The 12,313-nt window shown below is 65.7% G+C and carries 13 protein-coding genes; 5 read left to right on the forward strand and 8 right to left on the reverse strand.

Annotated features, from left to right (window positions below):
- Nucleotides 1–134 precede the first annotated feature (134 nt).
- On the forward strand, nt 135–1,124 hold the full coding sequence (locus tag LJ737_RS01200; RefSeq protein WP_227762095.1) for a YpdA family putative bacillithiol disulfide reductase: 990 nt from the start codon (nt 135–137) through the stop codon (nt 1,122–1,124).
- Nucleotides 1,125–1,195: 71 nt separating this feature from the next.
- Here the strand turns inward: LJ737_RS01200 and LJ737_RS01205 are convergent, their stop codons facing one another.
- The 4 genes from LJ737_RS01205 to LJ737_RS01220 form a co-directional block, all read right to left on the reverse strand.
- Complete coding sequence (locus LJ737_RS01205; RefSeq protein WP_227762098.1) at nt 1,196–1,684, reverse strand: hypothetical protein; 489 nt, start codon at nt 1,682–1,684, stop codon at nt 1,196–1,198.
- A gap of 279 nt (nt 1,685–1,963) precedes the next feature.
- Nucleotides 1,964–3,451 (reverse strand): SGNH/GDSL hydrolase family protein, encoded by a 1,488-nt coding sequence (locus LJ737_RS01210; protein WP_227762100.1) that lies wholly within the window; start codon nt 3,449–3,451, stop codon nt 1,964–1,966.
- 25 nt (nt 3,452–3,476) lie between these two features.
- Nucleotides 3,477–4,751, reverse strand: coding sequence for an OmpP1/FadL family transporter (locus tag LJ737_RS01215; protein ID WP_227762102.1), 1,275 nt, complete (start codon nt 4,749–4,751; stop codon nt 3,477–3,479).
- 155 nt (nt 4,752–4,906) lie between these two features.
- On the reverse strand, nt 4,907–5,764 hold the full coding sequence (locus LJ737_RS01220) for a cyanophycinase (protein WP_227762103.1): 858 nt from the start codon (nt 5,762–5,764) through the stop codon (nt 4,907–4,909).
- 436 nt (nt 5,765–6,200) lie between these two features.
- Between LJ737_RS01220 and mgtE the strand changes: the two genes are divergently transcribed.
- Both mgtE and LJ737_RS01230 read left to right on the forward strand, forming a co-directional pair.
- Nucleotides 6,201–7,592: a magnesium transporter gene (gene mgtE, locus LJ737_RS01225; protein ID WP_227762110.1), complete on the forward strand. Its 1,392-nt coding sequence runs from the start codon at nt 6,201–6,203 to the stop codon at nt 7,590–7,592.
- A gap of 74 nt (nt 7,593–7,666) precedes the next feature.
- The gene (locus LJ737_RS01230) at nt 7,667–8,395 is read left to right on the forward strand and encodes a hypothetical protein (protein ID WP_227762111.1); all 729 of its coding nucleotides are present in this window, start codon (nt 7,667–7,669) and stop codon (nt 8,393–8,395) included.
- A 9-nt stretch (nt 8,396–8,404) separates the two neighbouring features.
- Here LJ737_RS01230 and arfB read toward each other — a convergent pair whose 3' ends face one another.
- From arfB to LJ737_RS01250, 4 genes are all read right to left on the reverse strand, one after another.
- The gene (arfB, locus tag LJ737_RS01235; protein WP_227762112.1) at nt 8,405–8,812 is read right to left on the reverse strand and encodes an alternative ribosome rescue aminoacyl-tRNA hydrolase ArfB; all 408 of its coding nucleotides are present in this window, start codon (nt 8,810–8,812) and stop codon (nt 8,405–8,407) included.
- Between the two features lie 80 nt (nt 8,813–8,892).
- A complete protein-coding gene (locus tag LJ737_RS01240; protein ID WP_227762114.1) occupies nt 8,893–9,321 on the reverse strand; it encodes a hypothetical protein in 429 nt (142 codons plus the stop codon).
- A 43-nt stretch (nt 9,322–9,364) separates the two neighbouring features.
- On the reverse strand, nt 9,365–9,835 hold the full coding sequence (locus LJ737_RS01245) for a nuclear transport factor 2 family protein (RefSeq protein WP_227762116.1): 471 nt from the start codon (nt 9,833–9,835) through the stop codon (nt 9,365–9,367).
- Nucleotides 9,836–9,935: 100 nt separating this feature from the next.
- Nucleotides 9,936–10,859 carry an NmrA family NAD(P)-binding protein gene (locus tag LJ737_RS01250; RefSeq protein WP_227762118.1) on the reverse strand — a complete coding sequence of 308 codons (924 nt, stop codon included), beginning with the start codon at nt 10,857–10,859 and terminating at the stop codon, nt 9,936–9,938.
- 161 nt (nt 10,860–11,020) lie between these two features.
- On the opposite strand from LJ737_RS01250, the gene LJ737_RS01255 reads away from it, so the two are divergent.
- Nucleotides 11,021–11,419 (forward strand): winged helix-turn-helix transcriptional regulator, encoded by a 399-nt coding sequence (locus tag LJ737_RS01255; RefSeq protein WP_227762120.1) that lies wholly within the window; start codon nt 11,021–11,023, stop codon nt 11,417–11,419.
- A gap of 116 nt (nt 11,420–11,535) precedes the next feature.
- Nucleotides 11,536–12,279, forward strand: a complete 744-nt coding sequence (locus tag LJ737_RS01260) for a head GIN domain-containing protein (RefSeq protein ID WP_227762122.1) — start codon at nt 11,536–11,538, stop codon at nt 12,277–12,279.
- Nucleotides 12,280–12,313: the final 34 nt, after the last annotated feature.

The raw sequence follows: 12,313 nt of genomic DNA on the forward strand, positions 1-12,313 counted from the left end.
TAATATACTACCATCACTATTCCTGCCTTGATAAAAGACGGCTGCATGCTCTATCACATCACGCAGCAACCTGACTAACAATTATTTGAACCTAAGCCACAACATCCAACCTTGGTTTCGACTTATACTCTCATATGCTTTCCGTTCCTGCTTCGCTTTCCCCTGCTCGTTTCGACGCCGTCGTTATCGGCGCTGGCCCGGTCGGCCTGGCCTGCGCCATCGAAATTCAGCGGCGCGGCTTGTCCGTCGTCGTGGTCGACAAAGGGGCGCTGGTCAACTCCCTGATTGGCTACCCCACCAACATGGAGTTCTTCTCCACGCCCGAGCTACTCGAAATCGGCGGCCATCCCTTCGTCACGGCTAACTACAAGCCCCACCGCGAGGAAGGCCTCGACTACTACCAGCGCGTGGCCCGGGCCGAAAACCTGCCCCTGCGCCTTTACGAGCGGGTGTTGCGGCTCGACGGGGAGCCGGGCCAGTACCGCGTGGTGACCGAAAAAGCCACCATCAGCACCCGCTACGTGGTGGTGGCCACCGGCTTCTACGACGTGCCGGTGCTGCTCAATGTGCCTGGCGAGGACCTGCCCCACGTCAGCCACTACTACAAAGAACCTTACCAGCACGCCGGGCAGCGGGTGCTCGTCGTCGGGGCCAAAAACTCGGCGGCCAAAGCAGCCCTGGCCCTTACCCGGGCCGGCGCCCAGGCCACGCTGGTGGTGCGCGGCGTCGAGGTCAGCGCCTCGGTGAAGTACTGGATCCGGCCCGACTTGCTCAACCGCATTGCCGAAGGCCGCATTCAGGCCCATTTCCAGACCACCGTCGAAGCCATTCGCCCCGGCGAGGTGGACCTGCTTACGCCCGAGGGCCCGCTTACCGTGGCCGCCGACTACGTGTACGCCCTCACCGGCTACCGCCCCGACTACCGCCTGCTGCAGGCCCTGGGCATCGGCACCCAGTCCGACGCGGCCTGCACGCCCACTTACAACCCGGATACCTTTGAAACCAACCGTCCCGGGGTGTACCTGGCCGGCACGGTGTGCGGCGGGCTGAACACCAGCCGCTGGTTTATTGAAAACGGCCGGCACCACGCCCGCGTCATTGCCGCGCACGTGGCCCCCGACTAAGGGCCCAACACGAGCGCGCCCCCGCCGGTGGGCGGGGCCGCGACGTAACTGCACCTGCGCGGGCGTCAGGCCTACTGCTTGGTGAAGGTGTAGGTGTACGTGTAGCGCGTGCCGGCTTCGGTGCGCCAGCCCGAGGTGCGCAGGGTGTTGTCGCTGAGCTCCAGCACGTCGTAGCTGCTGCGACCCAGCACTTCCAGATTGGTGTTCAGCACCTTATCGTCTTCGGTCAGCGACCAGGTGCCGTTGTACACTTGAGTCGTTGTACCCGGGGCGCGGGTCGGGCCTTCGTCTTGGCGGGCCACGTCGGGCTTTTCAAAGCGGATCAGGTCGTCGCGGTCGTAGCTGGCCATCAGGTCGTTGTAGTAGTCCGTCGACGTGCGGCCGCTGGCCGTCAGCTTGGCCGGGCTCACGGTGCAAGCCGTCAGCTTCCAGTCTTTGCCCACCAACAGCTCAGTCGGCGTCTTGGGTTTGGCGGCTTCCTTGTCCTTATCGAAGCAGGACGTGGCCAGCAAGGAGGTACCGGCCAGGGCCAGCAGCAGGGGGAAACGAAGGGTTTTCATAGCGGTTGGGAAGTGGCGTTGAATTCTGATGCAATTCTACGCCGCCCCGCCGCTGATACATAATTTTATCCAGACACAAATAGGTTATACCAAGCATACAACCCTCGTTGCCTTACCAGAAAATCCACGCCAAGCATCACATCTACGTGTTAGGCTCAGGGCTGCACTTCCCAGCCCAACTCACTCATCAACAACACCATTCCCCATCCCATACTCAGCGAAAAGCCCCGCGCTACTCGGGGCAGCGCGGGGCTTAGGTGAGCCAACCGGCAACGGGCGCTAAGGAATGCGCACGCCGCGGTAGGCGTTGGGGTTGACGAAGGGAATCGAGGCGCTGTACTGGGCGTTGATGGCCTTGATCATCTCGTTGGCAATAACCGCGTAGCCGCGGGGCGTGGGGTGCACGCCATCGAGCGAAAACAGGTTGCCGGTGATGAAGCTGGCCGTGTTGGTCACGCCGTTGGCCGCAAAGCCGTTCTGGGCCACGCCCGAGAAGAACGTGTTCGAATCAAACAGGGCCAAGCCTTTGGCGGCCGCCTTGGTGCGCAATGCGTTGTTGTATTCGTTGGTAGCCGTGCGGGCCACGCCCTGCTCCGCGTCGTCGAGCACCAGCGTGGTCGGGATGGGGTTGCCGGCCGAGGCGCCAAACACCTGAAGAGTGTCGATGCCCTGGCTGAGCAGGAAGGCGCTCAGCGGCGTACCGGGCGGCAGGTTCGGGCGCAGCTGCGCAAACACGTCACGCCAAGCTTTGCCGCCGGGGCGGCCAAACAGCGGCAGGTAGGGCGCCGCCGTCAGCGTAAAGAGCTGATTGCCACCCAGCGCCGGATCCTTGATATCGGTCGTGGGGATGCTACGACGGGTAATCGGGGCGGTGAGCGAGAAAGCGCCGGTGGTGATGACGATGCCGGGCACGTTGTTGCGCGTGAGCGTCCGGCGGAACGTCGGGCCCACGGTGGTGAAGAACGGAATGGTCGTCACGTCCGGAATCGTCGACACCAAGCCTTTGGCACCTCGGGCCGTCAGGTCGTCGATGAAGCGGCTGTTGATGTCCGAGAACGTGCTGGTGGCCGTAATCGGCGACACCCCGCCGGAGGTGGCGTAGCCGAGCACGTCGTTGTTGCCCAGCCAGTAGGTAAAGAACGTCGGGTTGGTGGCCACCACGCGCGCCCGGTAGGTGTCGTTGGTGTTGGCCGGCAGCAGGCGCTCAAAGTAGGGATTGAAAATCGGCGTCGGGTTCAGGAACGTGCCGCCGGTGCTCGACGCGTTGCCGTAGCCGGCCGTTTCCACGTCGGCCATGCGGATGCCGGGTACGCCGTAGTTGTTGAACACGTCGGTGGCGGCCACGCGGGTGTACACCGGCAGGGCCGGGTTGGTGCGCGTGTTTACCACGCCGCGCACGGCCAGGTTCGTCGTCACGTTGGCCGTGATGGGCGAGGGCTCATCCGGCGGCGCGGGAGTGGTGAAGCCGACCAGGCGCAGGTAGCCCGAGCCGTTCGACTGCGCGTCGGAGAAGTAGGCCTGCGGGAAGGCCCCGCCGCCCACGTTGGCAAATTGCTCCGAGAGGATTTTCGGGTACGAGTAAACCTGTCCTTCCAGGTACAGGCCCCCGTCGCTGAAGCCGGCGGTAAGCGAGTTGCCGACGGCAATGTACTTGGAGAAGTCGGCCGTGCCCGCGTCGTATTTGGGGGAGTGCATTTCGGGCTGGCAGCCTAGCAGGCCCAGGCCCAGCAGCAGCGCCGACGAGGAATATTTCAGAAACGTGTTCATGGGATGAACGTCGGAAAGTCTGGTATTAGAAGGTGTAGTTCAGCCCGATGCCCGGAATGACGATGTTCGTCTTGTAGGTACCGGCCACGCGGTCGGTGGTGCCGTTGGCAACCAGCTCGTCCTGCGTCTGGGTGCGCTTCTTGATGCTGATGAACTGCGTGGAGAGGTCCACCCCGAAATGCTCCCCGAACTTGTAGCTCAGGCCGGCGGTAGCGCCGAGGCGGTTGGCGTCGGGTGTTTCGGGCGTCACGTAGCCGTCTTTCACCGGCGACTGGTCGAAGCTGCCGCCGAGGCGCACGGTGAAGGCGTCGGTCACTTTGTACTGCCCGCCGAGGCGGAAGGTGAACGAGTTCTTGTAGTCGCGAATCGAGGAGCTGGTGTTCGAGCCGTTGACCGGCTGGTCGAAGGTGAATTCCAGCTGCTTGTACTTGCTCCACTGGGCGTAGTTCACGTCGAAGCCGATGGTCAGCTTCTCCGAGGGCATCACGCCGATACCGAGGTTGGCCGTGGCGGGCAGCGGCAGCGTCACGTCGAACTTGGTGGCGGTGAAGCGGCTGGCCACCACGGCGCTGTTAGGCAGGTTGCTGAAGGTCACGTCGCCGCCCTGCACGTGGGCATCGATGTGCGAGCGGTAGCTCAGGCCGATGCTCAGCTTGTCGAGGGGCTTGTAGTACACGCCCACGTTGTAGCCGATTTTCTGGTCGGCTTTGCCGTCGAGCTCAATGTGGCCGTACTGCCCGTCGGTGGCGTTCTGCACCGGAATGTCGCGCTGCAGATTCACCGCCCCGTAGGCAAACACCACCAGGCCCGCGCCTACGCTGAGCTTGTCGGTAATGGCGTAGCTCACGGTGGGCTGCACGAAAATGGACTTCAGGTCGATTTCGGTCAGCGCGAAGCGGCCTTCCCAGTTGTAGCCGTAGTCCAGCTTGGAGCCGAAGGGCGTGTACACGGCAATGCCCGCGCGCCACTTGCCCTCGGTGGGCCCGAATCCGGCGTACACGTTGAACGGCGTGGTCACGGTGTTGTCCAGTTCCCGGTCGAAACCGTACTGCGCGTATTGCGGGCGGAAAGCCTGCCGCGCCATCGTCGCGTTGACGCCGATCTGTACGCCCCGCTCGCGCACCATGGCCAGTGCGCCCGGGTTGTAGAACATGGAAGCCTGGTCCAGCGCCAAGCCGGTGCCGACGCCGCCCATGCCGTTGTTCTTTTGCCCGGCCAGCGTGACCTGGAACCCGCCCGCTTGCGCGGCGGCCGTTCCCAGCAGGGCGCCCCCGGCGAGGAGTAGTTGTTTTAGGTTCATACCCAAATGAAAAAAGGGAAAAGGGGGTTGTGTGAGCTAAATGTAGGGGGTTGCCCCGAACAAACAAGGCGGCATGCCGAGTATTTCGGGTTCCGAAGTGAGTAATTACTATACCGGTCGAAAAGTCGCCAAAAATACCATTATTCCGATCTGTCTCATTCGTCCGGCGTTCGGGCTGATTGAGCGCGTGCTGGCTCACCTTCATCGGCCACCACGCGCCGGGTGCTCAGGTCCAGGCGACGGCCCGCCACCAGCAAGTGTACGCGCAAATTTTCGCCCGCCACCGGCTCGCCGCGCCCGATACGGCCCAAATTGTCGTTGCGCAGCTGGCGGCCGTCGACCACCATCACCACCCCGTCGCCGAACACCTGCAGGTGCCGCCCGCCTTCGATGACCACGCCCGTTTCCTGGCCCAGCCCCAGCCCCACGGCGGCCGGGTGCTGCAGCACGGCGTGGGCCAGCCGGCCGAACCGCCCGCGCTCGGCAAAATGCTGGTCGACAATGACGTGAGGCAGCAAGCCGAAGCCCGGGGCAGTGTGCATGCCGCCCTTGGTGAGCGAGCGGGCCCCGTGCCCGGCCACGATCATGCTGGCCGACACCACCGACGCCCCGGCACTGGTGCCCGCCAGCACGAAGCATGAGTCGTGGCAAAACCGCTCGCGCAGCACCTCCAGCGCGGGCGTGCCCAGCCAATGCTCGGTGATGAGTTCTTGGTCGCCGCCGGTGAAGAACACAGCGCCGGCGTTGCGCAGGCGGCGCAGGGTGGCGGGGTGGTCGGCGGGGTGGTGCTGGTCGATGCGCAGGTGCTGGGCGCGGGGGCAGCCCAGCTCGTGCAGGGCGTCGACGTAGGCCCGGCCGGTTTTGACGGGCGTGCGCGGGGCCGCCGTGGTCACAACTTCCACCGGGCCGGTGTCGGGACGCAGGTACTCGCAGAGCAGGGCCAGCAGCGCGTCGTCGTCGCCGCCGCCGAGGAGCAAGGCGGTGCCTTTGGGCAGGGTACGGGCTGGGGGCATAAGCGAGGCGCGGAGGGTGGGCAGGGCCCCGGCGGGGCGCTGCTTCGGCCAAAACTACGTGCCCCGGGCCAATAAGGCTGCAACGGCCGCGGGCCGAGGACCCGCCAGCAGCCCAGCCCGGCCCGCCGCGCCGCTGACCGCCACCGCGTTGGGTCCGCCAAACAGCCCGGGCAATGCGGCACCGGAAGTTTGTGGGGGGCAGCGCCGGGCCAAGTTTTCGGGGCCGGGTGAGAACTGCGGCGCACGGAAATGCGCGGGCCACTGTTGGGCCGGTAGCGGCGGCGCGGCGGCCGTGTGGCCCACCTAAAAAAAACCGCCCCGGGCCGGCCGGAATTCGGGCGGCGCCGTTCCGAATCTGGGAGGCAAAAAGTACTTTTGCGCGCCCTTTCACCAAACTCCGTTTTGCCTAGCGAAACACCTTCATTGCCGCCGTTTTATGACCACGCAACAGCAACTGGCCCTGGCCCAAATTCCGGACCTGCTCGAACAGCGCGACTTGTTTCGCCTCAAGAAGCTATTGCGAAGTCTTGACACGCCGGAGTTGGTGGAGCTGATCGAGGAACGGACGGAGCAGGATCAGCTCATTATTTTCCGGCTGCTGCCGCTCACGCGGGCCACGGAGGTGTTTGAGTACCTGGACCTGGAGGTGCAGCGTCACTTCCTGGAAAGCCTCTCGCAGGAGCGTATTGCCGACATTCTCAACGAGATGTCGCCGGACGACCGCACGGCCCTGCTGGAGTTCCTGCCCGACGACTTGGTGCGGGAGCTGATTCAGACGCTGTCGGAAAAGGAGCGGCGCGTGACGCTGGAGCTGCTGGGCTACCCCGAGTACTCGGTGGGCCGCCTGATGACGCCCGACTACATCGCCGTGCGCGAGGAGTGGACGGTGCAGCAGGTGTTCGACTACATCCGGGAGCACGGCTCGGGCTCCGAAACGGTGAGCGTGGTGTACGTCATCGACGAGCGCGGCGTGCTCATCGACGACATCCGCATCCGCGAGTTTCTCTTCGCCCAGCCTACGCAGCACGTGAGCGAGCTAATGGACCGCCGCTTTGTGCGCCTGCGGGCCATGCAGGACCAGGAAGAGGCCATCGACGTGTTCCGGCGCAACGACCGCACCGCCCTGCCGGTGGTCAACGAGGAAGGCGTCTTGTTTGGCATCGTGACCATTGACGACATTCTGGCCATCCGGGAAGAAGAAGACACCGAGGACATTCAGAAGCTGGGGGGCTCGGAAGCCCTCGACGAGCCGTACTTGGCCACTTCCATCTGGCAGATGGTGCGCAAGCGCGCCGGCTGGCTGGTGATTCTGCTGCTGGGCGAGATGCTCACGACCTCGGCCATGCACCACTTCGAGGACGACTTGCAGCGGGCGGCCGTGCTCGGCCTGTTTATTCCGCTCATCATTTCGGCAGGCGGCAACGCCGGCTCGCAGGCCACTTCGCTGATCATCCGCGCCATGTCGCTGGGCGAATTCACGCTGGGCGACTGGTGGATGGTGATGCGCCGCGAAATCACGTCGGGCCTGCTGCTGGGCGGGATTCTGGGCATCGTGGGCTCCTTGCGCATCGTGCTCTGGGCCACCGTCATCGACCCGGGCTACTTCGGCGAGTACTGGCAGCTGATTGCCGTCACGGTGGGCATTTCCCTGCTCGGCATCGTGCTCTGGGGCGCGCTGTCGGGGGCCATGCTGCCGATGCTGCTCAAGCGCCTGGGCCTGGACCCGGCCACGGCGTCGGCCCCCTTCGTGGCCACGCTCGTGGACGTGACGGGGCTGATCATCTACTTCTCCGTGGCCACGGCCGTGTTGTCGGGTACCTTGCTGTAAGTCGCTGACACGCGGCCGGTAGCGGGCAACCCGTTGGCTACGGCGCGCCGCGGCCGTTTTATCCGCTGCTCCCTATGCTGCGCTTCCCCTGGTTTCGCCTTGCTGCCCTGCCGACCACGGCCGTGGCACTGCTGCTCGGCGGCTGCGCCACCGTGGGCAACCTCACCCGGGTGACACAGCTGCCGGCGGGCCAGTACACCGTCCGGGCTACTGACGACCCCGATCTGCGCGCCGCCCTGCCACGGCGGGCGCTGCATCAGGTGTACCAGCTGGGCGACACGCTGCGCTTCGACCAGGCCGCCGGCCCCGATTCGACGCCGACGCAGCGACTGTACCGGCTGGCGCTGCACCGCTACGTGCTGCTGCAGGCCCGGCGCTTCGACGTCGACGTGTTTACCATCCCGTTTAAGGTGCGGCCGGCCCGGGCCGGGGTGCCGGTGCAGCTCAACACCAACTTCAACGGGGCCCTGTACTTAGGGCGGCGCTTGGATTTTTACCGGCTCAGCGCCTACCGCGGGCCGGCCGGGCGCGTGCTGCCGGCCGTGCGGGCAACGGGGTTCGGCTACGGCGGCTTCGTGGGCCTGGGCTCGGCCTTCATCACCGGCGACGTGACGCGCCAAACGCCGGGCCCGGAGTACGAGGGGTTCGTGCTGCACGCCGGGGCAGCCGGCATTTTCGACGCCCGCGTGTTCAACGTGGGCTTGGCCGTGGGCCTCGACCACCTGCTCGGGCCCGACGGCCCGGTGTGGATTTACCAGCACCGGCCCTGGTTCGGCATCCTGTTCGGCCTGGATTTAAACTAAGCAGTAAGTCTAGAAATCCACCCGGCCGCGGTTCGACTTCTTGTCGCCGTGCTTTTTCTTGCTTTCCAGCCGCTTGCGCACCGCGCCGGCGCTGGGCTTGGTGGCTTTGCGGGGCTTGGGGCGGTGCAGGGCCTTGCGCAGCAGCTCGTAAAACTTCTGCTGGGCCAGCTCCTTGTTGCGCTGCTGGCTGCGGTCTTCCTGCGAGGTCACCAGCAGCTCGCCTTCCGAAGTGAGGCGGGAGGCCAGCTTTTCCAACAGGCGTTGCTTCTGCTCCTCGTTGAGCACGGCCGAATCGGTGATGCGGAAGCGCACTTCCACCTTGCTTTCGACCTTGTTCACGTTTTGCCCGCCCGGCCCGCTGCTGCGGGCGGTCTGGTACTGGAGTTCGGGCAAGAAAGCGTCGAGGGGCGGGAGCATACGCGGTGAGGAATAAGCTGACAAGGCTACGCGGCCGGCACCGCGCGGGGTTGCGCAAGTTCGGGCTTTTGGCGGCGTGGTTACGGCAGCAGCTCCGCCAGCACCCAGCCGACGAGGGCAAAGCGCAGCGTCCAGGCCAGGGTGCGCAGCCAGTTGGTGCGGTTCAGGCCGTACACGGTGGCGTAGGCCCAGCCCTCGGCCGCCAGGCGGTTGTGCAGGGGCACCGACACCAGAAACGTGACCACCCAGACGAACCCAACCAAGCCCAGCGCCCCGAGGGCCGGCCCGGTGCGCGCCTGCCAAGCCCAAGCGGCGGCCAGCAGCAGCTCGGCCACCATCGGTGCCATGACCACCCAGCCCATGCGCGCCAGGTGGGCGCGGTGGAAGGCCGGAAAGGCGGCCGCCGGCACCAGCGCGAAACTGGGGTAGTGCACCAGCTGCACCGTCCAGATAACGCCGGTGAGGTAGGCCGTCACGGCGAAGTTGAGCAACACGAGCAAAGCCATCATCGGCGGCATACGCAAGGCGGCCGGCCAAGGTAGTTTCCCGCCGCTACAGGGCCCGCAGCGCCCGAAACTGCTGCAGGCCCTGCTGCGCCTTGGCCCGCACCTGCCGCTGCAACCAAGGCGTCCAGCCCAGCAGCCAGCCCACCGGCCCCAGCGCCTGCCGCGACCAGCGCCAGAAACTGAACTGGTCGTGGTGCGTCAGGATACGGCCGTCTTGAAAAGTGAAGTGCGCCCGGATGTGGTTGTGCACCCGGCGGCCGGACTGCGAAAAGGTGTAGTGCGCGTCCCAGGTAGCTTGGCCCTGCTGGTCGTCGGCCCGGATATCGTTGTAGGTCAGGCGCAGGTCTTTGCCCCGCTCGCAGAGCATGCGCCACATCAGCCCGATGTCGGAACCCTGCAGCCGGAAGGCGGCGTCCTCGAAGGTGGCGTCGGGGTGGTAGCAAGCGGCCATGCCGGCCGCGTCGCGACGCTGGAAGGCCTGGTAGAAGCGGTGCAGCAGTTCTTCGTTAGGCGTCATGGCGGCCGGGCGGGTGATGAGCCCAAAGCTCACGAAAAAACCGCACCCCGCCCCGGCGCGGGGCCGGCGCGGGGTGCGGGCGGGTGCTAGCGGCAGCGGCTTACGCTACCGGCTCGGCGGCGGTAGCCTGGTGGAAGGCGGGCGCAAACGTCTGGGCGGCAAACTCCTCCAGCGTCGTGGCAGTAGTATTGCCGGCGGTGCGTACCTCGTGCACCATAGCCGTTTCCTCGTTCAGCGTGCGCGACATTTCCACATACAGCCCGGCCATCGACTCGGACAGCCCGGCCGCCACCATGCCCTGCTGCGCCTGCTCGTAGGCAAAGGGCACGTAGGGCAGCTCGGGCCGCCCGATGGCCGCCCCCAGCACGGCGGTGGCTTCCTGCATGGAGTAAGCGCGGGGGCCGAGCAGCAGTTGCTCGCGGTGGCCGGCGGGTAGGGCGGGGCCGTCGAGCAGGGCCGCGGCATAGGCGGCAATGTCCTGGGTGGCAATCATGGGAAACGCCAGGTCGGGCCGGATGGCCGAGCCGGCAATGCCCATGCCCTGAATCAGGCCGATGTTGGCCAGCAGGTTTTCCATGAAATAAGCCGGGCGCAGGTGCACCACGTGCAGCCCCTCGATGGCGTTGAGGCGCTGCTCCTGGCGGTGCACGCTCACGATGGGTCCGGTGCCGCGGGGTTGGTCGGCGGCGATGCTGCTCAGGTTCACCACCTGCCGCAGCCCGGAGGCTTGCACGGCCCGGGCAATGGCTTCGCCCAGCTCGTCTTGGGCGGCCAGCACGTCGGGGGCCGAGGTGTTGGGCGGCAGCATGAGGAAGGCCGCGTCGGCGCCGCGCAGCACCTCGGTGAGGAAGGCCACGTCGCCGAGTTGCCCGGGGCGCACGGTGGCGCCCGCTTGCCGCAGCGCCTCGAGGGAGGCGGCCGTGCGGGCCACGGCCGTTACGCGGTGGCCGCGGCGTAGCAGTTCTTGCGCAAGGCGGCCGCCGATGTGGCCGCTGGCGCCGGTAACAACGATGTTCTTTGCCATGATGGTAAGCAGGTTAGCTTGAAGTCCGATGAATGCCCGGCCGCTGGGCCGGTTGACGCTTCAAAGGAAGAGGCTTACCTTCGCTTTAGGCAAGTACCGACTAAAAAGTAGGCTACCTACTTTTTTGAAAGAATTGCTGATAATCAAGCAGAATAAATTTTATGGAAAAGCTCACCAAGCAACAGCAAGCCGAGGCCGAATGGCAACTTTGCCCCCTGCCCGCCCCGCCCAACGCCTTCTGCCCCGTGCGCACCACCCTCAACGTGCTCGGCGGCAAGTGGAAACTGCTCGTCCTCTCCTACCTGCTCGACGGCCCGCGCCGCTACGGGGAGCTGAAGCGCCTGATGCCGGAAATCACCGAGAAAATGCTCATTCAGGAGCTGCGGGAGCTGGAGCTCGACGCCATTGTGACGCGCACGGTATACCAACAGGTGCCGCCCAAAGTCGAGTACCACCTCACCGAGCACGGCCGGCGCATTCAGCCCTTGTTTACCGAGCTTATCGGCTGGGGCCAGGGCTACCTGCAGCGCGAGCGGACGGGCGCACCGGTTGCATCGTAGGGCCCAGTCCGGGCCCGGCAAGGCTGTGGGCAGAGGATTTCGCTTGAACGGCCCAGGCAACGGGTGGCAGTGTCTGAACATCTGCTACCTTGAATACTCCATTCAACCCCTTGCCTATGAAAACGCCCCGCCTCCCCCACTTAGCCTGCCTGCTGGTGCTGCTGGCCCCCGCCACCGCCTTCCGCCCCGCGGCCCCCGTCACTGCCGTCACCGCTAGCTCCGCCGCCGATGCCCGCGAAGTCCGCACTGTGGCCCCGTTCACCCGCCTGACGCTGGCGGGCTCCATGGAGGTTATCGTCACGCAGGGCAGCGCGCAGAAAGTGGAGGTGGTCGGCCTGGCCGAAGACCTCAAGGAAGTGGAAACCACCGTCGACAAAGGTCGTTTGCGCATCGGCACCGTGCAGCATAGCGGCATCAACTGGCGCAATTTCAAAGGCCCGGTGAAGGTCTACGTGACCGTGACGACGCTAGAAGGCCTGAGCGTAAGCGGCTCGGGCAACCTGCATGCCGAAAGCCCCCTGACCGGCAAGGCCATGACGGTCGGCGTCAGCGGCTCGGGCCAGCTGCGGGCAGCCTTGCAGGCCGAATCGGTGGAAGCCAGCGTGAGCGGCTCGGGCCAAATGCGCCTGAGCGGCAGCTCCCGCGCATTGTCGGCCGCCGTGAGCGGCTCGGGGCGCATCGAAGCCCAGGAGTTGAAGGCGAGTACCGCCGAGGCGCGCATCAGCGGCTCGGGCGTCTGCCGCCTAAACGTCGCCGAAACCCTCGACGCGCACATCAGCGGCTCGGGCAACGTTTATTACGTCGGCGCGCCGCGCGTGACCAGCCACGTCTCGGGCAGCGGGCGCGTGAGCAAGGGCTAGGCGCCTCCTGGTCGTATTGCCCATGTATAGCCGA

This window comes from Hymenobacter sp. 15J16-1T3B (assembly GCF_020711235.1).
GTDB lineage: Bacteria > Bacteroidota > Bacteroidia > Cytophagales > Hymenobacteraceae > Solirubrum.